Annotated in this window: 25 protein-coding genes; all 25 read left to right on the forward strand. The window is 34.1% G+C overall.

Annotated elements, in window-relative coordinates:
- Window positions 1-469: 469 nt before the first annotated feature.
- Complete coding sequence (gene gmd / locus B176_RS0106750; protein WP_017258031.1) at window positions 470-1,609, forward strand: GDP-mannose 4,6-dehydratase; 1,140 nt, start codon at window positions 470-472, stop codon at window positions 1,607-1,609.
- Between the two features lie 286 nt (window positions 1,610-1,895).
- Window positions 1,896-2,204, forward strand: coding sequence for a GIY-YIG nuclease family protein (locus tag B176_RS0106755; RefSeq protein WP_017258032.1), 309 nt, complete (start codon window positions 1,896-1,898; stop codon window positions 2,202-2,204).
- A 244-nt stretch (window positions 2,205-2,448) separates the two neighbouring features.
- A complete protein-coding gene (locus B176_RS19130) occupies window positions 2,449-2,763 on the forward strand; it encodes a nucleotidyltransferase domain-containing protein (protein ID WP_017258033.1) in 315 nt (104 codons plus the stop codon).
- Complete coding sequence (locus B176_RS0106765; RefSeq protein ID WP_017258034.1) at window positions 2,727-3,158, forward strand: nucleotidyltransferase substrate binding protein; 432 nt, start codon at window positions 2,727-2,729, stop codon at window positions 3,156-3,158. The genes B176_RS19130 and B176_RS0106765 overlap by 37 nt, the downstream gene beginning before the upstream one ends.
- A gap of 19 nt (window positions 3,159-3,177) precedes the next feature.
- On the forward strand, window positions 3,178-5,676 hold the full coding sequence (locus tag B176_RS0106770) for a polysaccharide biosynthesis/export family protein (protein ID WP_017258035.1): 2,499 nt from the start codon (window positions 3,178-3,180) through the stop codon (window positions 5,674-5,676).
- Window positions 5,677-5,691: 15 nt separating this feature from the next.
- Entirely contained in the window at window positions 5,692-6,810 is a 1,119-nt protein-coding gene (locus B176_RS0106775) for a GumC domain-containing protein (protein ID WP_017258036.1), read from the forward strand.
- Entirely contained in the window at window positions 6,810-7,451 is a 642-nt protein-coding gene (locus tag B176_RS0106780) for a PI-PLC domain-containing protein (RefSeq protein ID WP_017258037.1), read from the forward strand. The genes B176_RS0106775 and B176_RS0106780 overlap by 1 nt, the downstream gene beginning before the upstream one ends.
- On the forward strand, window positions 7,441-8,067 hold the full coding sequence (locus B176_RS0106785; RefSeq protein ID WP_017258038.1) for an HAD family hydrolase: 627 nt from the start codon (window positions 7,441-7,443) through the stop codon (window positions 8,065-8,067). The genes B176_RS0106780 and B176_RS0106785 overlap by 11 nt, the downstream gene beginning before the upstream one ends.
- Window positions 8,060-8,785, forward strand: coding sequence for a glycosyltransferase family 2 protein (locus B176_RS0106790; protein WP_017258039.1), 726 nt, complete (start codon window positions 8,060-8,062; stop codon window positions 8,783-8,785). The genes B176_RS0106785 and B176_RS0106790 overlap by 8 nt, the downstream gene beginning before the upstream one ends.
- 6 nt (window positions 8,786-8,791) lie before the next feature.
- Window positions 8,792-9,109 carry a cupin domain-containing protein gene (locus B176_RS0106795; protein WP_017258040.1) on the forward strand — a complete coding sequence of 106 codons (318 nt, stop codon included), beginning with the start codon at window positions 8,792-8,794 and terminating at the stop codon, window positions 9,107-9,109.
- A 60-nt stretch (window positions 9,110-9,169) separates the two neighbouring features.
- Window positions 9,170-9,889, forward strand: a complete 720-nt coding sequence (locus B176_RS0106800) for a glycosyltransferase family 2 protein (protein WP_017258041.1) — start codon at window positions 9,170-9,172, stop codon at window positions 9,887-9,889.
- 7 nt (window positions 9,890-9,896) lie between these two features.
- Window positions 9,897-11,396: an oligosaccharide flippase family protein gene (locus B176_RS21580; RefSeq protein WP_017258042.1), complete on the forward strand. Its 1,500-nt coding sequence runs from the start codon at window positions 9,897-9,899 to the stop codon at window positions 11,394-11,396.
- Window positions 11,397-11,406: 10 nt separating this feature from the next.
- Complete coding sequence (locus B176_RS0106810) at window positions 11,407-12,330, forward strand: WavE lipopolysaccharide synthesis family protein (RefSeq protein WP_017258043.1); 924 nt, start codon at window positions 11,407-11,409, stop codon at window positions 12,328-12,330.
- Window positions 12,327-13,217 carry a WavE lipopolysaccharide synthesis family protein gene (locus tag B176_RS0106815; protein WP_017258044.1) on the forward strand — a complete coding sequence of 297 codons (891 nt, stop codon included), beginning with the start codon at window positions 12,327-12,329 and terminating at the stop codon, window positions 13,215-13,217. Before B176_RS0106810 ends, B176_RS0106815 begins: the two co-directional genes overlap by 4 nt.
- An 8-nt stretch (window positions 13,218-13,225) precedes the next feature.
- Window positions 13,226-14,191: a glycosyltransferase family protein gene (locus B176_RS0106820; RefSeq protein WP_017258045.1), complete on the forward strand. Its 966-nt coding sequence runs from the start codon at window positions 13,226-13,228 to the stop codon at window positions 14,189-14,191.
- 11 nt (window positions 14,192-14,202) lie between these two features.
- Window positions 14,203-15,084 carry a hypothetical protein gene (locus B176_RS0106825; protein WP_154647901.1) on the forward strand — a complete coding sequence of 294 codons (882 nt, stop codon included), beginning with the start codon at window positions 14,203-14,205 and terminating at the stop codon, window positions 15,082-15,084.
- 6 nt (window positions 15,085-15,090) lie between these two features.
- On the forward strand, window positions 15,091-15,924 hold the full coding sequence (locus B176_RS19135; protein WP_154647902.1) for a glycosyltransferase family 2 protein: 834 nt from the start codon (window positions 15,091-15,093) through the stop codon (window positions 15,922-15,924).
- A 1-nt stretch (window position 15,925) separates the two neighbouring features.
- Window positions 15,926-17,008, forward strand: a complete 1,083-nt coding sequence (locus tag B176_RS0106835; RefSeq protein ID WP_017258048.1) for a glycosyltransferase family 4 protein — start codon at window positions 15,926-15,928, stop codon at window positions 17,006-17,008.
- A complete protein-coding gene (locus B176_RS0106840; RefSeq protein WP_083852688.1) occupies window positions 17,005-18,096 on the forward strand; it encodes an EpsG family protein in 1,092 nt (363 codons plus the stop codon). The genes B176_RS0106835 and B176_RS0106840 overlap by 4 nt, the downstream gene beginning before the upstream one ends.
- On the forward strand, window positions 18,096-19,145 hold the full coding sequence (locus tag B176_RS0106845) for a glycosyltransferase family 4 protein (protein WP_017258050.1): 1,050 nt from the start codon (window positions 18,096-18,098) through the stop codon (window positions 19,143-19,145). Before B176_RS0106840 ends, B176_RS0106845 begins: the two co-directional genes overlap by 1 nt.
- Entirely contained in the window at window positions 19,138-19,734 is a 597-nt protein-coding gene (locus tag B176_RS0106850) for a DapH/DapD/GlmU-related protein (RefSeq protein WP_017258051.1), read from the forward strand. The genes B176_RS0106845 and B176_RS0106850 overlap by 8 nt, the downstream gene beginning before the upstream one ends.
- A 25-nt stretch (window positions 19,735-19,759) precedes the next feature.
- A complete protein-coding gene (locus B176_RS0106855; RefSeq protein ID WP_017258052.1) occupies window positions 19,760-20,587 on the forward strand; it encodes a glycosyltransferase family 2 protein in 828 nt (275 codons plus the stop codon).
- Entirely contained in the window at window positions 20,584-21,516 is a 933-nt protein-coding gene (locus B176_RS0106860; protein WP_017258053.1) for an NAD-dependent epimerase/dehydratase family protein, read from the forward strand. Before B176_RS0106855 ends, B176_RS0106860 begins: the two co-directional genes overlap by 4 nt.
- Before the next feature lie 228 nt (window positions 21,517-21,744).
- Window positions 21,745-22,386, forward strand: coding sequence for a DUF6266 family protein (locus tag B176_RS0106865; protein WP_017258054.1), 642 nt, complete (start codon window positions 21,745-21,747; stop codon window positions 22,384-22,386).
- 315 nt (window positions 22,387-22,701) lie between these two features.
- Window positions 22,702-22,875, forward strand: coding sequence for a hypothetical protein (locus B176_RS20910; RefSeq protein WP_154647903.1), 174 nt, complete (start codon window positions 22,702-22,704; stop codon window positions 22,873-22,875).
- Window positions 22,876-23,075 lie beyond the last annotated feature (200 nt).

Consider the following 23,075-nt stretch of genomic DNA (forward strand, 5'->3'; position numbering starts at 1 on the left):
GTTTGGAATAGTGGAATAATGGAGTATTGGAATACTGGAAAGCAACCGTTCAACATTCCACCATTCCAAAAGCGATTTACAACAGCAAAGAGCGTTAAAAAATAAAAGAGAATAGTGGTAAGTTTGGAATAGTGGAATAATGGAGTATTGGAATACTGGAAAGCAACCGTTCAACATTCCACCATTCCAAAAGCGATTTACAACAGCAAAGAGCGTTAAAAAATAAAAGAGAATAGTGGTAACAAAGAGGAGTCTTCCAATCCTCCAAAGTTCCACCATTCCAAAACAAAATATTAAAAGAAAAGGAGCATTACAAAACAAAAGAGAATAGCGGTAACAAAGAGGGACCTTCCAACCCTCCAAAGTTCCACCATTCCCAAACAATAAATTAAAGAAACGATTATATTTAAAACTTAAATGAATAGTGGGAAGAACGAGTATCGCTCCTCCAATCCTTCAAAATTATAACATGGCTAAAATTGCATTAATTACAGGTATTACGGGACAAGACGGTGCTTATCTTGCAGAGTTCTTATTAAAAAAAGGCTATGAAGTCCATGGTTTAAAAAGAAGAACATCCCTTTTTAATACCGATAGAATTGACCATTTATACCAAGACCAACATGAAGAAGGTGTAAAACTGACTTTGCATTATGGTGATTTAACAGATTCTACCAACCTCATTCGTTTGGTACAAGAAATTCAGCCAGACGAGATCTATAACCTGGCAGCAATGAGTCATGTTAAGGTGAGTTTTGATACGCCAGAATACACTGCAAATGCCGATGGTATTGGAACATTAAGAATTTTAGAAGCGGTAAGGTTGCTAGGTCTAGCTGGAAAAACCAGAATTTATCAAGCCTCCACATCCGAGCTTTATGGTTTGGTACAAGCAGTGCCACAATCAGAAACAACTCCTTTTTACCCACGTTCGCCTTATGCAGTGGCAAAAATGTATGCATATTGGATCACGGTAAACTATCGCGAAGCTTATAATATGTTTGCTTGTAATGGGATTTTGTTCAACCACGAAAGTCCGATAAGAGGGGAAACTTTTGTTACCCGTAAAATTACCAGAGCTGCCGCAAAAATTGGAATGGGCTTGCAGAGCTGCATTTATTTAGGGAATCTATCCTCTCAAAGAGATTGGGGACACGCGAAAGATTATATCGAAGCAATGTGGTTGATTTTACAACAAGATAAACCAGAAGATTTTGTAATTGCAACCGGGGTAACTACAACAGTTCGTGAATTTGTAAGAATGAGTTTTGAGGAATTAGGAATTACGGTAGAGTTCTCTGGAAAAGATGAAAACGAAAAAGGGGTAATTATAGATGTAGATCAAGATAAAGCAAAAGAACTAGGTTTAAATTTGGAGGCTTTAAAATTAGGTCAAACCATAGTAAAAGTGGATCCAAAATATTTCCGCCCAACAGAGGTAGAGTTGTTATTAGGAGACCCAACCAAATCAAAAGAAAAGCTAGGCTGGAAACTGAAGTACGATTTGCCAGCTTTGGTAAAAGACATGGTCCTATCAGATTTGCATTTAACTAAAAAAGATCAGTATTTAAAAGACGGAGGTTATCAAACGATGAACTATTTTGAGTAATAGTACTTCGAATCCGCTCAGCATGACAAGGTAGGTGTTCTTTCGGTAGACCATCAGACTAGCTTCAGCAGGACAATAAATATGGTGTCAGTCTGAGCGGAGTCGAAGATAAACGAGTAGAAATACCCTCTTAGTAAGATGTAAAGCTAATGTTGCCTTGGGATAGCTGTTTTGAAAATGTCACTCTGAGCGGAGTCGAAGAGGGAGTCGAAGGCAGGTCCGGAGAGATTGAGCTAAGTCGAAGGACGGCGACTCTAAGCGTATTCGAAGAGTAAAACTGAACAGTATGAAATATTACTACGTATACATTTTAAAATGCAATGATAAAAGCTACTATACAGGAGTAACAAATGATATTGACAGAAGATTACATGAGCATCAAAATGGTCTTAATAAGACAGCATATACGCATAACAAACGACCTGTAGAATTAGTTTTCTGTGATTATTTTATCGACATTCATCAAGCTATAGAATTTGAAAAGCAGGTGAAAGGCTGGACGAGAAAAAAGAAAGAAGCTATCATAGCTGGTGAGTGGAATAAATTGAATGAGCTTTCTGTTTGTAAAAATGAAAGCAATCATAAAAACAAATGATGCTTCGACTCCGCTCAGCATGACAGGAGGAGGGTGCTATTACGTATGCCGTCAGACTAGCCTCAGCATGACAAGGAGGGTGTTCTTCCGGTAGACCATCAGACTAGCCTCAGCATGACAAGGTGGGTGTTCTTTCGGTAGATCATCAGAGGAGCCTCAGCATGACAATAAATATGGTGTCAGTCTGAGCGGAGTCGAAGACAAACTAAGGACGTATTAACTTGATCAGCAGCCGAAAAGAAATATGGAAAACTACATTAACATTGTAAAGGGAATAATACTTAAAAGAGTACCTTTGCAAAAGTATTCGGTATTTTTATTTGGCAGTCGAGCAACTGGGAATCATCATAATCTATCAGATATTGATGTTGGAATTCTTGGAAAAGAACCCTTGCCCATCTTTATAAAAGGAGAAATAGAAGAGGAAATAGACGAAAGCATTTGTCCGTTAAAAGTTGATTTAATCGACTTTTATCAAGTTAGCGATGAGTTTAAAAAATATGCTTTAGAAAAGATTGAAATATGGAACTTAAGCAAAAATTCGAGCTTGAACTGTTAAATTTGAAGCAAGCAATTGCTACTTATGCAGCAGTACTTACGTTAACAGATGATACGAAGTATACGGCAATTGAATTAGATGCGATCAAAAATGGAAAATTGCAGAAGTTTGAATACTGTACAGAATTATCGTGGAAAGTTAGTAAGGTTTTTCTGGAACTGAGAACAGCCGAAATATTTATATCGCCCAAGCTGGTATATAAAAATTTGCTATTAAATAAGTTAATTTCAGAACCACTTTATAAAATGCTTTTGAATACCTTAGAAGATAGAAACAAGCTGAGCCACATCTATAAGGAAGAAATGTACAATGAAGTTTATAAAAATGTCAATACACATTTAGGTGCTTTTAAAGCTTTACTAAAAGTGTTGAGCACAAACCAAAATCAACCTTAATTAAGACTACCTATCATCAATGAATATAAAAAAATCCTTTCTCCTACTATTCTTATTCGTCGGATTAGTTTTATCGCAACGGGTAGCGGCTCAAAGCATCAACCAACAAAATTTTTCTAATGTCCGCGTAGATGATTTAACAGACGACCAAATTCGTCAGATTATTAAGCAAATTCAATCATCTGGCTTACCAGACTCGCAATTGGAGCAAATCGCGTCCTCTCGAGGAATGCAGCCGTCCGAGGTTGCAAAACTAAGAGCTAGAGTGGAAGCAGTGAATGCTAAAACCTCCGCCACAGGCCAAACAGATGCAACGGTGAAAGGAAAAGACGGAACTAGGAATAGAAGTTTTGAAGGCGAAGTGTCAGACATCGCAAACTCTAATGATGGAACGACAGAAAAAGAAGCAGACCAAGTGCTTCAGAGTTTAAAATCTAAAATATTCGGAAAAGAACTTTTTGCAAATGCATCCACTACTTTCGAGCCTAATTTACGCTTAGCTACCCCATTAAACTACGTAATCGGAACAGCCGATCAACTATTGATTGATATATATGGTTATTCAGAAGTAAGTTATAGCTTAACAGTGAGTCCCGAAGGAACCATCAATATCCCTTACGCCGGTATTGTGCAAGTAGGCGGTTTAACGGTAGAGGCAGCAACATCCCGAATAAAAAGTAAGCTGTCTGGAATCTATAGTGGTTTAAATTCTGGTAACACCAAATTGAGTGTCACCATCGGCAACATCCGAAGCATCAAAGTAATCTTAACCGGCGAAGTTATGAAGCCGGGAACTTATACCCTCCCTTCTTTAGCAACCTTATTCAATGCGCTTTATTCTTCTGGCGGACCAACAGATAATGGTTCATTCCGAAATATTGAAGTAATCAGAAACGGCAGAAAAGTAGCCAATTTAGATGTTTATGATTTTTTGTTAAGAGGAGATTTAAAAAATAACGTCCGTTTGCAAGATCAAGATATCATCAGGGTTCCAGTTTATCAAAAACGCGTAGAAATAGTAGGCGAAGTCAAACGCCCAGCAATTTTTGAGTTAAAAGAAAACGAAGGTTTTAATGACCTCCTTTCTTTTGCAGGAGGTTTTACAGAGCGAGCTTACAAAGCAAGGGTAAAAGTATTGGGAAATACAGATACCGAACAGCGAATAGCCGACATTACGGCGTCGCAATACGCAACTTATAAGCCTAAGAGTGGAGATAAATATTTCGTAAATGAAATTCTCGACCGATTTGAGAATCGGGTAACCATAGAAGGGTCTGTATTTAGACCAGGTCAGTATGAGCTGGAGCCAGGCTTAACGGTTAAAACCTTAATCCAGAAAGCAGAAGGAATCACAGAGGATGCTTTTACAAATAGAGCCTACATTACGCGATTAACAGATGATTTGAACACCGAATTGATTTCGTTCGATATCAAAAAAGTATTAACTGGAACCGCCGAAGACATTCCATTGAAACGGGAGGACGTAATCAGCATTTCTTCTATATTTGATTTAAAAGAGGAGTATAAAGTAAGTATTAATGGAGAGGTAAGGAGGCCAGGAGAATTTGCGTATTCTGAAAACATGAGCTTAGAAGAGGTCATTTTAAAAGCAGGTGGTTTTAAAGAATCAGCTACTTCTCAGCGTATAGAAATTTCTCGAAGAGTAAAGAACTCGGATGCAACGTCATCTTCAGCCAGAACGGCTGAGGTTTTCCAGATGGAAGTAGACAAAAACTTGAGCATAGAGGCTGCTAAATTTGTACTTGAACCTTTTGACATTATCACCGTTAGGTCGTCGCCTGGATATGAAGTACAAAGACAGGTAAGAGTAGACGGAGAAGTAATGTACCCTGGTTATTATACCATTACGAAAAAAGACGAGCGAATTTCTGATTTAATCAAACGAGCCGGCGGATTAACTGCTTTAGCGTATGTTGATGGAGCCTCTCTAAAACGAGCTGGAACCTTTGAAACCCAATTAGAGCAGGAAAAAGAGAAGCAAAAATTGGAGCAGTTTAAAAAAATCCAAAAAGCCGCAAAAGATTCTACTTCCGTAGATTTAGAAAATGTGGTCACCAGAAATAATTTTGTGGGGATTAATTTATTAGAAATATTAGAAACACCAGGTAAGAAAATCGATCTATACCTAGAAAACGGAGATATCATCAATGTGCCTAAAGGATTACAAACTGTTAAAGTAAGTGGAGAAGTGCTTTCCCCAAATACCGTAGTCTTCCGTAAAGCTAAAACATTTAAAAGCTACGTAGCAAACGCAGGAGGTTTTGGGCAAAAGGCCTTAAAGCGTAGGTCCTATATTATTTATGCAAATGGATCGGTACGTAGTACTAAAAAGTTTCTGTTTTTTAATAATTACCCCATAGTAAAAACCGGTGCCGAGATTTTTGTACCTAAGAAAGAAGAGAAAAAAGCAATGAGTACCGGGGAAATTATTGGTATCTCCACAGGGATTGCCTCTTTAGGAGCCATCATTTTGGGGGTATTAAATTCGATAAAATAATTTTAAATATACAAGATGTCCCAAACCGAGGAACATATCTCCAAACATAAGGTCGAATTTACGGAAACTTATGTTGACCAAAGACCGAATACTCAGGAAGACGAGATTTCTTTGAAAGAACTCATTTTAAAGCTTCGTGAATGGTGGAAATACTTATTGAGTAAATGGCTGATTATTCTGGTTGCCTTTTTGGTAGGGGGCGTTTTAGGAGGGTTATACGCACACAACAAAACACCTCTTTACAATGCAATTTGCACATTTGTTTTGGAAGAAGGGGGAAGTGGAGCTGGCAAGTATGCGGGTCTGGCCTCAATGGTAGGAATTGAACTAGGAGGCGGAGGAAATGGCATTTTTCAAGGTAATAACATCTTCGAGTTATATAAATCTAATAAAATGATCAAAAGTACATTGCTGTCTTCCTCAGAGTTCGACGGCAAGAGGGAGTTGTTAATAAACAGATATATTGAGATAAGTGAACTAAAAGCCAGATTTTATGCTCAACCTGATTTTAAAACTATTCAGTTTGACCAAAACTACAAGGATTCTAAAAAAGAAACCATTAAAAACGGTTACCTTAATGTAGTAATTGAAGATATTAGGTTTAAATGTTTAACCATTGAAAAATTAGACAAGGAAACAAGTATTATAAAGGTATCAATTAGAAGTCCAGATGAGCAGTTTTCGAGAGTTTTTAATGATCGGATTGTAAAAGCAGTTAACGATTTCTACATACAAACTAAAACAAAGAACTCTAGCGATAACTTAAACATTTTACAGCACCAAACAGACTCTGTGAGAAGGGAATTGAATAATGCAATAAAGGGAGTGGCAGTTGTGATAGATCAAAACCCAAATATCAATCCAGCAATGCAGACGTTGAGGGTGCCTGCACAGAAAAGGCAGGTGGATATTGAAGCTAATAAGTCTATTCTAACAGAGTTAGTTAAGAATTTGGAAATGTCCAAAATTTCTTTAAGGCAAGAAACACCTTTGATTCAAATCATTGATCAACCAAGTTATCCGTTAGAATACATTAGCATGCCTTTGATTAGGGGTACCTTACTAGGTGTGTTTTTATTTGGTTTTTTAATTGTTTTGTTTCTTGCTATTCAAAGAATTATAATAAGGTTATAATGGAAATTTTGTCACATCGTGGTTGCTGGAAACTACAATCGGAAAAAAATACATTTGAGGCATTTGATAAATCTTTCTCGTTGGGCTTTGGTACAGAAACAGACATTAGAGATTTGGATGGGGAGTTGGTGATTTCCCATGATATGCCTGTCAAAGAGTCAACGATTTTAACCGTTAAAGATTTTTTTTCCATATATAAAAAACACAACTTAGACTTACCGTTAGCTCTCAATATAAAATCCGATGGTCTCCAGGAATCTTTATTAAAATGTTTAAACGAGTACCAAATCACTAATTATTTTGTGTTTGATATGTCAGTTCCAGATACGCTAGGTTACTTAAGGAGTGAAATTGCTTTTTTCACAAGAGAAAGCGAATACGAAAAAAAGCCGAGTTTCTATGATGAAGCCAATGGTCTCTGGCTAGACGAGTTTAAAAGCCACTGGATAGATTTTTCCACTTTAAAAACACACGCAGACTGTAAAAAACAAATTTGTATAGTTTCTCCTGATCTTCATAAAAGACCCTATCATTCAGAATGGGAAGATTATAAAAGATGGGATAAGCAATTAAAAGAATCTAAAATTATGCTTTGTACGGATTATCCAGAAGAGGCAGAAAAATTTTTCAATGAAGATTAAAGCAATAATTTTTGACATGGATGGAGTTTTAATAGATGCCAGAGAATGGCACTATGAATCTCTAAATAAGGCACTCGAACTATTTGGTTCCTCTATAAGCAGATATGATCATCTAGTAACGTTCGATGGTCTTCCAACAAAAAAAAAGTTGGAAATGTTGAGTAAGGTTGGTGAATTTCCTGTTGGTTTACATCATTTTGTAAATGATTTAAAGCAGCAATATACTATGGAAATTGTTTATACACAATGTAAACCTGTATTTCAGCAGCAGTATGCACTATCCAAACTAAAAACCGAAGGGTATCATTTGGCAGTATGTTCCAATTCAGTAAGAAAAACGGTAGAAATCATGATGGAAAAAGCAGCGTTGATGGAATATCTTGATTTTTATTTGTCTAACCAGGACGTTTCAAAGGGAAAACCAGATCCTGAAATTTATACAATGGCAATTGCAAAATTAGGATTAAAGCCTGAGGATTGTCTTATAGTGGAAGATAATGAGCATGGAGTACGGGCGGCGATAGCATCTGGAGCTCATGTTTTGAAAGTAGATAACCCAGGTGATGTGCATTATTACAATATTGTTAATAGAATTAAAGAAATAGAAAATGCTTAAAATCATTATACCTTTAGCAGGTTCTTCTGAGCTATTCTCAAAGGCTGGTTATTTTTATCCAAAACCATTAATAGAGGTACTTGGTAAACCGATGATAGAAATGGTTTTGGAAAACCCTTTATCACTCAAGAAAGATATTCAGTTTATTTTTATCATCAAAGAAGAGGATGCAGCCAAGTTCCATCTAGACAGCACACTTAAAATATTATCCCCACAATCCAAAATCATTAAGCTTTCTCACGACACAAAGGGTGGCTTGTGTAGTGTTTTAATGGCTATCGATGATATACATGAAAATGACGAAGTGCTTATTTTAAACGGGGATCAGCTAATTGATGAAAACTTGAAAATTATTTATGGATATTGGTTGACAAATAGTGCTGAAGCAGGCTTAGTAAGTTTCAAATCTGTACATCCAAGATGGGCCTATGCTAGAATAGAAGGTGGTGTAGTAGTACAGACAGCAGAGAAAAATCCGATTAGTAACCATGCGCTTGCAGGTGTTTATTATTTTAAAAAAGCCGCTACTTTTTTCAAAGCAGCATTTAGCGCTATTAAAAACGGTGTACAGTTAGATGGTATGTATTATATATCCCCGGTAATTAATGAATACGTTTTAAACAGTCAGAAAGTAGTAACCTACACCATTGAAAGTAATCAATATCACTTATTCTATTCTCCACAAGTTTTACAGGACTACGAACGTAATATAATATAATATAACATGGAAGTACATCATCTTAAAGACATGGTTAAAGGCTGGTTTATAGGAAACTTTGAACCAAGTTTATTTAAAACCAATGACGTTGAAGTAGGAGTTAAAGAGTATAATGCCGGTGATCATGAAGCATCTCATTACCATAAAATAGCAACAGAATATACCGTAATTATCAATGGTGAAGTAGAAATGAATGGGGTAAGATATAAAGACGGAGAAATTATTGTTATTCATCCCGGCGATGCCACTGATTTTAAAGCCATTACCAATGTAAAAACAGTGGTGGTCAAACTCCCTGGAGCAAATAATGACAAATATCAATAATGACTAAATAATAAACTTTTTATTTAAGCCGAAAACAAGCTTTTAATTATCTGAAATAAAATGATAAATATCTTAATACCAATGGCCGGCGAAGGAAGCCGATTTGCAAAGGCAGGATTTGAAAAACCTAAACCTTTTATAGATGTTGATGGAAAACCGATGATTGAAAGAGTTATGGATAATCTCTATTATCCAAACGCCAATTACATACTCATAGGTAGGAAAGATCACCTGGAAAAAGAAAGCGAATTGGTTAACTCTATATCGTCAAAATACAACGCTCAATTTATTGCTATAGACAAGCTTACCGAAGGTACCGCTTGTACTGTTCTGTTTGCTAAAAAAGCCATTGATACAAATATTCCTCTTCTAATTGCAAATTCTGATCAAATAGTTGATATCGATATTGCATATTTCATTGATGATTGTCTAGATAGAAAGCTTGATGGATCAATTTTAACATTTAAAGATAAGGAAAGGAATCCAAAATGGTCGTTTGCTAAAACAGATGAAAATGGATTTGTTATGGAAGTTAGAGAAAAGGCCGCTATTTCTGAAGACGCTACAGTTGGTATTTATTTATTTAACAAAGGTAAAGATTTTGTTTCTGGTGCAGTACAAATGATTATTGAAAATGACAGGGTAAATAATGAATTTTATACCTGCCCTGTTTATAATTATCTAATCAAAAATTTTGCAAAAATAGGGATCTACGATATTCCAATGGATGCGATGCATGGTATCGGAACACCTGAAGATTTAGAAAAATACGTTTCATAACATCAGAATGTCTCTAAAGAGGAAAATAGCATATGGAGCTGGTATTGATATTATAGGAACAATAATTTCTACAATTATCAGTTTTATTGTTATTAGGTTGTATTTTACGCAAATTAGTAAAGAAGAGTTTGGACTTTGGTTGGCGATAAATGGAGTTGCGTCTTTAATTGCGTTAGTTGATATAGGTGTAGATCTATATTTCACGACAAAAATTACCGATGATGATTTCTTTTACTCGAATGAGTTTTGTGTGGAACTAACTAATACCGTTTTAATAAAGGCACTCATAACAGTGCTTTTTTTTATAATTGGGCTAATAATTTACTTCTTCTTATCTCACTTGATTTTAATCCCTCAGAAACTTTTAGATATTGCAAAATTTACGTTCCTTCTTAATTTGTTGTATCTTATACTAAATACATTCTCTAGTTCCTTGGTAACTATATTTAACGCGAGACAACATTTTTCATTTGTAAATTTAGTAATATTAATAGGCACAATAAGCTCGAATCTATTGACCTATATACTTTTAATTTATAAGTATAATATTGTCGCTTTCCCGTTAGCGCTAATTATAATATTGGTAATACAATTTTTAATTTTTTATGTTATAATGAAAAGAACCTATCCTCACGTCAAGTTTGGTAAGTATTCATTTTCAGACAGGAAAGAATTGTTTAATTACTCGTTTGCTTTCCAAATTGTTAAGTGGGCACAATTAATCCGATTACAATATATTGTAATTGCATTAAATAATCTTGTAGGGGGGGCTCAAGTCACTATTTATAGTTTGACAAATAGGATTCCGCAGATGGTTCCAGCTTATATGAATAAGTTAGTAGCGCCATTCTTTCCCTCATACTCTAAACTTATTGCTGAGAAAAAGTTCAACCATCTTAGAGAACTTGTTCTAAAATTATCTAAAGTAATTGTTAGGTTTTCTGTTTTCCTATCTCTGGCGATAGCGACATTTAATGAAGTTTTTATAAAACTCTGGGTAGGTTTAGATAAATTTGGTGGAGAGGGAATGCAGTTTTGGTTAATTCTTTATATGTTAATCTCATCAATTTTTTGTGGTTTTGGTATTATAGTATATTCAACAAGAAAATTTGAAAAATGGAAACTTTTTTCCATTTTAGAAATATTCGTAGTAGTGATATTATCTATTTCGTTTTGGAGGTTTTATGGAATAAATGGGTTAATTGCGGGGTTTGTTATTGGATCTATGTTTTCTCAGTTTTATGTTGCATATATAGCACTAAAACAAATAGAAATTAAATACTCCTATCTGATAGCTGGTATTTTAAAATATGCGGCTTTACCTAATTTGATTTCAATTCTGTGTTTCATTATAATTAGGTTCTACATTACATTAAGCACTTGGACTAATTTAATTCTCTTTGCCACAGTATTTGTTATATTACATTTATTGCCAGAAATTATTAGGTTTGTTAGGTCAAAAGAGGATATCTTAAAGGTCCGGATAATTAAGTCCTTTATTCCTTAAACAAAAACACTTGTTAAAACAAAAACATATTACAGCATGCATAATCCAAGGAAATATTAGAAATAATACTTCAATTGTATGCCTTGAACTTTCAAAAAAGTTTGATCATATCATTTTATCTACTTGGGAAAACGAACAAATTGACTTTGAGTTGCCAAAAAATGCAACTTTACTTCTAAATAAAACACCTAACGTTGCGGGTTACAATCACAGGAATTACCAAAGATTAAGTACTGCAAAAGGTTTAGAAACATGTAAGGAGATAGATGTGGATTTTGTGATGAAATGGCGGACAGATATGGTTCCGCTGAATCTTAACGTAGATCGTTTAATTGCTAAAGCATTATATAATGTTCCTAAAAATTTAACCTCAAGATTAGTGACATGTTACTTTAGATGCTTAACTGTAGAAAAGGATTTTTTATCATCCATCCCTGACCTATTTGCTTTTGGCCATATTTCAACCATGAGTATACTTTGGGGCGATGAAGGTTTTGACTACAATAAAAGCTTCAACTCTCCTAAAAATATTACGGATAAAAAAATGGAAGCAGTTACGGAGAATAATATTAACTCAGGTTATTGTCCAGAAGCAGAATTATATGCCTTATTTAACGAACGATTAGAATTTGTTACTAAAAAAAATCTTCATCATGAAGAAATTCTTAAAAACTATTTTTCCCTAATAAACCATCAGGATATGGATATTTTATGGTTTGGAGATAAAACATTTAGACCTATAATATCATTATATTATCCATGGTGGACTATTAAACATTGGAACGGTGAAAAATCCGTTACGAAAATGGCGGCAAATTATCCTTCCAGTAAACTATGGAATAAGGTTTCCCCGTATATTATTCTTCTGTTAACTAAATTAAGTATCATCAAACAGAAATGGAAATTCAATAACTATTTAAAGAGATTATCATGATATCATTAATTATTCAGGGTCCATTAAATAGTCGAGGATTTGATGCTGTTGAGAATGTAAAAAAATTAGTCCATACATTTTCTAAACAACCCCAGTTAGATAAGATTATAATTAGTACTTGGTCGGCAAACGAAAACTATTTTGATAATAATGAAAAAGTAGTGTATTTAGAAAATACCGCTCCAAATTTTAAAGATTTTATGAACAGGTATAAGCAGTTTATTTCTGTTTATAACGCGGCGCTTTATGTTAAAAATAATGTTGGGTCTAAATATTTATTAAAATTAAGGTCAGACCAATTTATAAACCCAGATATTTTAGCCTATACTATCGCATACCTTGACAACTCAGACTATCAAAACGAAAGCTCTTCAGTACAAGAAAATTATATCATTACTTCCCACTCGTACAATTGCCTCCCATATTTTATAGGAGATTTTTATTTTGGAGGTACAGTAAATGATATCTTAAGGTTTACTGGAACTTACGCTAAATATCAAAATTTTTGCCACCAGTGGTTGCCAGAAGTTGACATTACCTTGAAATACCTCTACGAATTTAAAACCGAAACATCTTTACACCTCTTTAATATAAGGGATAGGGGCGATATTTCTACTCATGAGCTACAAACCTGGGTTAATAATTATACTAAAATATTTTCTATTTTTCCCCAGCGCTTCTTCGATTCATTGTTATGGCGTGGAAAACCTTATTGCAATGACAAACATGATTATTTAGAAGAATGGACGAAACTAAAAGAAGTTCCTGAACAATATATATGGCACAGCCATAAATCGAAGTATACTTTAAGGCAGAGAGCGAGAGATATTTACGATTATTTTAAAAGACGAATTTATTTCAAGCGCTTTAAACAATCTATTAATTAGTTTTAGTTATGAGAGTTGCTTACATTATTAATCAGAACAATCCGTATACTTATGCAGGTATTACCGTTGCAAATGGATTTAGAAATGCATTTTTAAACCTAGGGCATGTTTTTGAGTATTTTGATATCAAAGCATTAAAAAGCGAATTTTGGAAAAAAAAAGAGTTTAACCGCTTACTGTCTTACGATCCCGATCTCATTTTTGCTTCTGTTGACGACCTTAATATTTTAAACTTAAAATTGTTACCTCCGACAAAGTTTGTACTATGGGGGGCATTTTATAAGGAATGTAATTACGAAGGCCAAGCACAAACTGTTTTGAAGCGAACAAAACGAAAGCTGAATGATTTTAGTAATAAGCACCATATAATAATTTGGGCACAGCATTCCGAACAACTTATCGAAGACTTTTTTTCTGGATATCGTAATGAATTGGGTTTGAAGATCATACAACTCATGCATTGTGCTGATGATGGGAAAATACAACAACCTCAGTTACATTCAGATTATGATTTTTTATGGATTGGCAATATAAGCCACCGTTTAGAAACCTATAAAGAATTCATTGAACCCCTCAAAACCATCACAGCGAATTATAAAGAGTACACAGAACATAATAAAATTGCGCCGGAGGAGGTGGAAAATCAAGCACTTTATAAAAAAGCATTTCTGTCCCCAAACGTTCATACAAAAGCGCAAATTCAATTTAACATGGGACTTAATGAGCGAGTGTTTAGTTCAAGTTTAATGGGTGGCTTTCAAATCTGTGATAATAATTTAGCTAAAAACTATTTCCAAAGTGATGAGTTAATTGTCTTAAGTCGAAAAGATGAGTTTATAGATGCTTTTTATTATTATAAAGATCATCCCTCCATGAGATTAGAGATGATCTTAAAAATGCAACAAAATATTTTAAAGAACCATACATATAAAAATAGAATAGCGCAAATATTTGATGTTATGGAGTTAACTTAATGATATTATTAATGAATAAAATAATTATTAAAATAAAATCTTTTATAATCTTATTAAGGTTTTCCTTAAATAGGAGAGAAAAAACAGAAGTTAATGATTTTAGTTTTATTGTTTTCTCTAAAGATAGACCTATGCAGCTAGATGCCTTATTGAAATCTTTATTTCATTACACCAAAGGAAATTTTAAAATTCATGTAGTTTATGCTGTAACCGATAAGGAATATGCTAAGGGCTATAAACAGGTAAAAAAAGAATTCCTTGGTCTTCCTGTGTCGTTCATCATGGAAAAAAGCTTTAAAAAAGATTTGAATACGATTGTTGGAAATATTCAAATAGGGAGAGTTTTTTTTTTAGTGGATGACATAATTTTTAAAGCTCCTCTCAATCTTGAGGAGTTAAAGGGCGTTAATAGTAATAAGGAAATATTCAGTCTTAGACACAGCTTATTTTTAAACTATTCCTATGTGGTGAACAAGACCCAAAAACTACCAGATTTTCTAAGCGGTACAAAAGATTTAGTGTGGAAGTGGGAAAAGGGTGAACTCGATTGGAATTATCCTTTATCTGTAGATGGCCACCTATTTAACTTAAGTGATGTAAAGTTTTGGGTAAAATGGTTAGATTATAGATCACCAAATACTTTTGAACATGCCCTTCAGTTATTTAAAAAACATTATGATGGATATCTTGGAAAAAGTTACCGGCACTCTGTGGTTTTTAATAATCCATGTAACAAGGTGCAAAGCGATATAAATAATATTCATGGTAATGTTCATCAATTAGAATTATTAAATAAGTGGTTTGAAGGCTACAGAATTGACTTCTTAAGTTATGAGGGTTTAGAAAACCGTAGCGTTCATGAGGAACGAGAATTAAAATTATTAACTAAATAAAATATTTTGAACAAATTAGTTTCAGTAATAGTTCCTATGTATAATGCAGCGGAAACAATATCGCAAACCATTGAATCTGTACTTTGTCAATCATATAAACATTTCGAGTTAATACTAATTAATGACGGATCTACCGATAACACCTTACAAGAAATTGGTAGATTGTCAGATAGCAGGATCAAAGTGATTTCTCAGCAAAATCAAGGTGTAGCAATCGCAAGAAACAGTGGCATAGAGATTTCTTCCGGAGATTATATCGCTTTTTTGGACGCTGATGACTTGTGGGATGCAAACAAGTTAAATCAGTCGGTTACATTTCTCGAAAAATATGAGTATGATTTGATATATACGGATATCTGGATGTTTAACGAAAAAATTGAAAATGCTATACCGTATAAATATAGTGAACCGTTTTTAGTGGAAGACGATTACCAACGATTACTTATTTTTGATTATATTCCTACGTTAACAGTATTGTTAAAAAAAGAAGTTTTACGCGTGACAGGCTTCTTTGATTCCTTTTTAAATGGTACCGAAGATTGGGATCTGTGGATTAGAATAGCAAACGAGTTTAAGATTGGATACCTAGACCAGAGACTTTCTTATTACAGGAATTCTGAGAATGGACTTTCAAAAAATCGTGATAGGCATTTGCAAGAAGAAAGAAAAGTGTTAGATAAGCACCAGCTAACCAGTAATGTTAAGTCGCAGTCAGAGTGGGTCTGGAACAGAAAAAATTTTCATAACGAAATTCAGCAAAGACGATTTTTGAAAGCTACAAAATTCTATATTAGAATGCTTTTTCTTTTTCCCTTTAAACAGGAAAACTACCGATTTTAACATGGCTAAAATATTGATATTTTCGCATGAATTTCCCCCAGTACAAGGAGGGGCCGGAAGTGTTGCTGAAAGCATTGCTAACGGTCTTAGTGAAAGTCATGATGTAACTGTAGTTACAAGAGCAATCAATAGAAGTGTGCATTTTAAGAAATTTCGCTTGAAAGAAATCAAACTTTTTCCTTTAATATTTCCATTATTTTACTGGCGATTTTTAAAAAAAGAATTCAAAACCAACAATCCCGACAAAATTATAATTAATGATATTGGCGCCGCAATAACCGCTGCGTTTTTTTTTAGCGATAATCAAAAAGCTAAAACTTATATGTTCTTTCATGGTAATGAGTATGAAGCAATTTTGAGTAAATCATCATTGAAAAAGAAAATTTTAAGTCATTTTTATAATAAGTTAATCAATAAATGTCATGCATTAATTTTTGTTAGCGGATTTTTGAAAGAAAAAATATTACTTCATCTTGAAGAACGGAGTGGAGAAAAATCGAAGATTCTTTATAATTCTATTGATACTAAACTTTTTTCTTCTGTAGAAAAGAATAAAGTAAAGAGTACAATAAATATCCTAACAGTTTGTAGAGTAGTAGAACAAAAGGGTTTAGACAACATTGTTCAAATTCTTGTAAAATTGAAAGAATCAAAAATTGATTTTGAATGGAAATTAATAGGTTCTGGATATTATTTAGAACATGTTAAAAAACAAATGTCTTTTTTAGGCTTAGCTGATCACTTCGTACATATCCCTCATGTTTCTAGAGATCAGTTGAAATTTCACTACCAAAAAGCCTCTCTGTTTTTATTGTTATCTGAGTTTGAAGAGTCCTTTGGTCTAGTTTACTTGGAAGCCAATGCTTGCGGAATTCCTGTGATTGGCAAAAATAAAGGTGGGGTGAAAGAAGCAATTGTAAACGGGATAAGTGGCTTTATAGTAGAAGATAAAACAGTAGCTTTTGAGATTATTTATAAAAGAACGTTTGATATGATTAAACAAGAAGATTGTATCAAACATGCCGCTGGATTTGATAGTATTAGTTATAATACTAATTTAACAAAAATTTTGTTGGACTTATGATTGCGTATTGGTTCATATTCTCTGTCATAGCCTTATATTGCTTGTTATTCCCAAGTCAAGATAAGACAGTCTCAAAGCCTTCTTTTCATTTAATTATCATAATGGTATTGATAATTCTGGTGTTTTTCGCTGGGTTAAGAACAGAAAGCAATGATTATGGCGGTTATCAAAAGATCTATGAAAGAATACCAAGTTTAACTAGCTTAACGCTTAGTTATTTTCTTAACAATAATTTGCCAATGGAAAAGGCCTTCATATTTTTAATGTCTTTTTTAAAGCTTTTTTCGGGAAATGTGGTATTATTGATGTTGGTAGTCGCTGGATTTTCTGTGTGTTTAAATATAAGGGTAATCGAAAAACTTTCCCCGTACATTTTTCTTTCAATCCTTCTCTATTATTGCCATAATTTTTTACTAAAAGAAACCGTCCAAATTAGGCAGGGTTTAGCTTCAGCTTTAGTCTTTTCAACATTTCTTTTTTTTAATAAAACCATACGAAGGTCACTAGTGATAATTTTAGCAGGATTTATTCAATCGTCTGCATTTGCAGCTTTTATTCCGTATTTTCTAACAAAAATTATTAATAAAACTTCAACAAAAACATTGACCTTAATTATACTTTTTACTTTTATTTTAAATACAGTCTTTTCCGGCAAAGATGTTGCCACTTTGTTATTAAGCTCTATTGGTTTGCCAGCCGCAATAAGTGGTTACGTAGGGTATGATCTTTATGACTATAGCTTGGGATTTTTAAGCCCAATATTTATTAAAATGCTACTCATTTTTACACTTTTGTTGATGTATAGAGAAAAACTATTGGAAAAGTATAATTTTTTTCCTATCCTATTTTCGTTTTATTATTGCGCCATATTATGGTTTATATATTTTAATGATTTTGCGATAGTTGCCGCAAGGATTTCTAATTTGTTTTCGCTGGGGGAAGTACTATTTGTACCCATGTTGATTGCGACTGGAAGTGAAAAATACAAGTATTATTTCTATTTTGCCGCAATAGCATTCACATTTTTTAATCTTTTTTTAAACCTGAGAACAGATATGGTTTTTCCTTATAAAAATATATTATTTTAATGAAGATAGCATTCATAATTCCTTCTTTAGCAAATAAAGGGCCTATACTAGTTTGCCAGGATATTGTTAAGAGTATAATTTCTAAAGTAGAGTATTGCCATGTGTATTATTTTGATGAGGTGAATGAACTAGAGTTTCCCTGCTCAACAACAAAAATTTCTTTTTTTTCAAATTTAAATTTTGATAAATATGATATTGTTCATAGTCACATGTTTAGACCTGACTTGTATTTATTAATTAATCGAGTTTTTAGACACAAGAAATATAAGACGGTTACTACTATACACACTGCAATATACGACGATTTGAAATATGCGTATTCTTGGATAAAATCCGTTACTCTTCCACCAATTTGGAAACTTTCGTGGAATAATCTTGACCAAATTGTAGTACTAACAAATTTTGCGAAATCCTATTATAAAGATTTAAAACCAGGGGTGGAAGTTATCCCTAATGGGAAATCGATTTCGACACAGGAAATCGAACAAAATGATAAGAATAGGCTTGATAATATTAGGCGAAAATATAAAATAATAGGTACTGTTGCCTCATTCGATGATAGAAAAGGGCTGGATCAAGTTATAAATGCTCTTCCATTTTTAAAAGATTATATATTTGTAGTAATCGGGAAAGGGCCAAAAAAAATAATTGATAAGCTTTCAAAAATAGCAAAAGAACTGCATGTTTCCGATAGAATTTTGTTCTTAGGTGAACGACCTAAAGGTGATAGATATATTCCATACTTTGATATTTTTGTAATACCATCCATTTCAGAAGGATTTCCCTTAGCCTTATTAGAGGCAGCTGCCCATAAAGCAGCCATTATTTGCTCAAACATCGAGGTTTTTAAAGAATCTTTTAAAGAAACCGACGTGAAGTTCTTTGAACTCAAAAACATTAAATCTTTATTAGACGCTGTTGCATTCGTACAGGAAAACAATGATAGTATGAAAAGAAATGTTTACGAAACCTTTAAAAATAAATACACGCCAGAAATAATGGCAGACAGCTATTTGAGACTATATAAAAAAATGATAGATTATGCTTAGAAGGTATGGTGTTTTTGGCTGTTTTAAATTAATTCTATCTTTAATATTCACAAAATTGTTCTATACCAACGCGAGGCTCATAAGACTCCCATTTGATATTAGAAATAAACGATATATAAAAATTAAAAAGGGTTTTACTACAGGTTTTGGATGTAGACTTGAAGCTGTAGAAATTGCCGGTCAAAACCCACCATCGATTATTTTAGGAGAAAATATACAAATTAATGATTATGTGCATATTGCCTCTGGAGAGCTTGTTTCCATAGGGAATAATGTTTTAATTGCTAGTAAAGTTTTTATAACAGACATTAACCATGGGGAATATTCAAATAAATTTTCGGATTCTCCTCTTTCTATACCAAATAATCGAAAATTGTCGACAAGACCAGTTATAATAGAGGATAATGTCTGGCTGGGCGAAAATGTTTGTATCTTACCTGGCGTGTTTATTGGGGCGGGTAGTATTATTGGGGCTGCATCAGTAGTTACAAAAGATATACCTTCTTATTCAATTGCTGTTGGCAACCCAGCAAAAGTTGTGAAATTTTTTGATTTCGCAGAAAATTCCTGGAAAAAAGTTAATACCTAAATCACGTTTAAACTTTAAATAATTTATGACTAAGATCACAGCATCTATTGTGTTATATAATAATGAAAGTGATATTTTGTTAAAAGCAATTAGTAGCTTTTTAAACATAAAAATAGAGGTAGAATTATTTCTAATAGACAATTCTCCTTTAGATAACTTAAAAGTATTTTTCAGTGACTCCAGAATTAAATATATTCATAACCCTTCAAATCCAGGATTTGGTGCTGCGCACAATATTGCAATTGAGAAGGCTAAGAAAACCGGTTCAAAATATCATCTAGTTCTAAATCCAGACATTTATTTTGACTATGATATAATATCCAGATTAGTAGATTACGCAGAGAGCGATGAATTGTTAGGAAATATAATGCCAAAAGTCTTATATCCTAATGGTGAGACACAGTACTTATGCAAACTGTTGCCAACCCCTTACGACTGGATAGGGAGGAGGTTCAATCCATTTAAAAAAATGGTTGAAAAAAGAAATGAGTTATTTGAGTTGAGGTTTACCAACTATGATAAAATTATGGAAGTACCTTACCTATCGGGATGCTTTATGTTTTTGAGAATGTCTGCTCTTGAGAAGATTGGTCTATTTGATGAAAAAATATTCATGTACGGAGAAGAGACAGACCTATGTAGACGTTTGATTGATGGAGGATATAAAACAGTTTTTTATCCAGAAGCAACAATTTATCACCATTTTGAAAAAGGATCCCATAAATCGTGGAAGCTGACAAAAATAGGCATGCAGTCTGCAATTTACTATTTTAACAAGTGGGGTTGGTTTTTTGACAGAAATCGAAAACGAGTGAACGAGGAGACGTTGAAAAAGTTAGGTTATAACAAATGAAGATAATTATTACTGGTGCCACGGGTTTTTTGGGTAGAACTATTTTATTTTCTTTTAAAAGCCAAGAGGTGATAACAGTTGGTAGGCAAAAATCGAATATCTGTTGTGATTTAAGTAGTCAAATCCCAAAGATACCTCTTGCAAGTTTAATTGTCCACGTCGCTGGTAAAGCTCACTCCGTTCCCAAAACGGAAAAGGAGAAACAACATTTCTTTGATGTCAATGTAACTGGCACCCAAAATCTTCTTAAAGGCTTAGAACAATCCCCTTCTCTACCTAAGTCATTCGTTTTTATTAGCTCCGTTTCTGTTTATGGTTTAGATAAGGGAGAAAATATCAAAGAATCAGATCCATTAAACGCTAAAGACGCCTATGGTTTAAGCAAGATACAGGCAGAAAAAATAATACAGAATTGGTGTGACAAAAACAAAGTGATTTGTACCGTTTTAAGATTACCGCTATTGGTAGGTGACAACCCTCCAGGAAATCTTGGTGCAATGATTAAGGCAATCAATAAAGGCTATTATTTTAATATTGCTGGAGGACAAGCAAGAAAAAGTATGGTGCTGGCAATGGATGTTGCAGAATTTATTTTACCTGCGTCCGAAATAGGCGGGGTATATAACTTAACAGACGGTTATCATCCTAGCTTTAAGGAGCTCAGTGACTCTATTGCAGATAAACTGCAGAAGAACAGTTCTTTGAATGTACCAAGCTGGTTAGCAAATTTAATGGCAAGGGTTGGAGATATGCTCGGAGAAAAATCTCCATTTAATTCCTACAAATTATCAAAAATTTCGTCTAGTTTAACTTTTGATGATACAAAGGCAAGAGAGGCTTTAGGTTGGCATCCCAAAAAAGTTCTGGAGTATTTCGCAGCAGGGGGTAATAATCTTAATCCAACCAAAAATAAAACAAACCCTCGGTAAACAATTTTCCGGTAGCGCCAGAGCCGGCCTAGCAAAAACCATCTAATCCTTTAAATAGAAAAAGATTATACTTTATCTATAATTAACAGGGACCTGGTAGAGACTTTACTCGGAGCTTATAGGGAGTTAACTCGAGGAATATTCGTATGAAGTACCTATTAATTCCCTTTGAAATTCGTGTTTGCTATTGATCAATCTTTTAGATAAATTTATTTAAAAGATAAAACCATGGCTAAATATCAATTTGGAGCAAATGGGCCTTTCGTTGGAAAGTTAGGGAATGTAGTTGGGTGTAGCTGGAAAGGAATACCTTACTTACGAAGCTTACCGAAAAAAAGAGCGGGTAAAATTTCCGTAGCGGAACAAGCCAATCGCGATAAGTTTGCAATCGCCCAGACCTGGCTCAAACCTTTAACGCCTTTTTTAAGAATTGGGTTTAACGCTTATTCGGAAAAAGTAGAGGGCTTTATAGCAGCGAAATCTTACCTTATGAAAAATTCGATGGAACAAGTAGCAACTGGTTTCTACATTAATCCCGAAAAGGTATTGCTAAGTTATGGTACGCTAGATGCACCAACTCAAGCCAATGTAAGTGTTATCGAAGAAAAAAGGCTCAATTTCACTTGGGAACCCTGTGCAAGAAATGCATCACGGGCACATGATCAGGCAATGTTGATGGCTTATTGTGTGGAAGCAAATGAAGCCTGCTACGAAATTCATGGGGCATTTAGGTGTTTAGGGAAAGCAGAACTTGTTTTGTCGCCTAATTTTAAAGGGAAGGTTATACAGGTTTATCTAGCTTTCTTAGCTGCAGATAGGAATAGGCAATCTAACAGTTTGTATCTTGGGGAGGTGATGGTGACTGGGTGATAGTAGTAGAAACTTTTCTAGACTAGTTTTTTACAGCGGATCTGTTTTTTTAGATAAATTACTGTTTTTAATTTATTTTCAAGATTAAAATCCTCCCGCCTCATTGCCGGCGGAAGGGCTATTACTTTTTTCATTTTTAGTTAGATTTTTTTTAGGGCATTCAAGATTGCTACGCAATTCCCAATAGCTGGAAAGTAACAAAGAGCCGCCACTGCGCCAGTTGCTACAATGGAAGTGGTCGAACTTCTGCAACGCTACCGCAACCGCCAAGGTGGAATTTATCGGTTAGGGATGGAAGTAGCTTAAACTTATTTTGTGGGGGTCATTAAGCAGAACTGTATTGCAGATTGGGCCTCTGAATGTTTGGATTGGAACCCAGTAAATCTTTTTGCAGTTCCTTCTTTAAACCACAGGCATCAGCCATCCGCAGAAGTGGAGCAGAAACTTTGTTTAAGCAATACCGTTCCCACGGCTTGGATGGTGCTCTAAAGATTTATTGAGGTGGAAAGAACAAAGATTCTGAAGCCGAAGCTTTTTGGTTCTTTTTAGCAGAAAAGAACTTGAGCTTGTCCTGCTCAAGAAGGACGGAAAGGTGGTGAAATGGGCTTTTCTTTTTGAATTAACGTTTTTTCTTAATATAAAAATCCTCCCGCCTCATTGCCGGCGGAAGGGCTATTACTTTTTTCATT

This window comes from Pedobacter arcticus A12 (genome assembly GCF_000302595.1).
Taxonomy (GTDB): domain Bacteria; phylum Bacteroidota; class Bacteroidia; order Sphingobacteriales; family Sphingobacteriaceae; genus Pseudopedobacter; species Pseudopedobacter arcticus.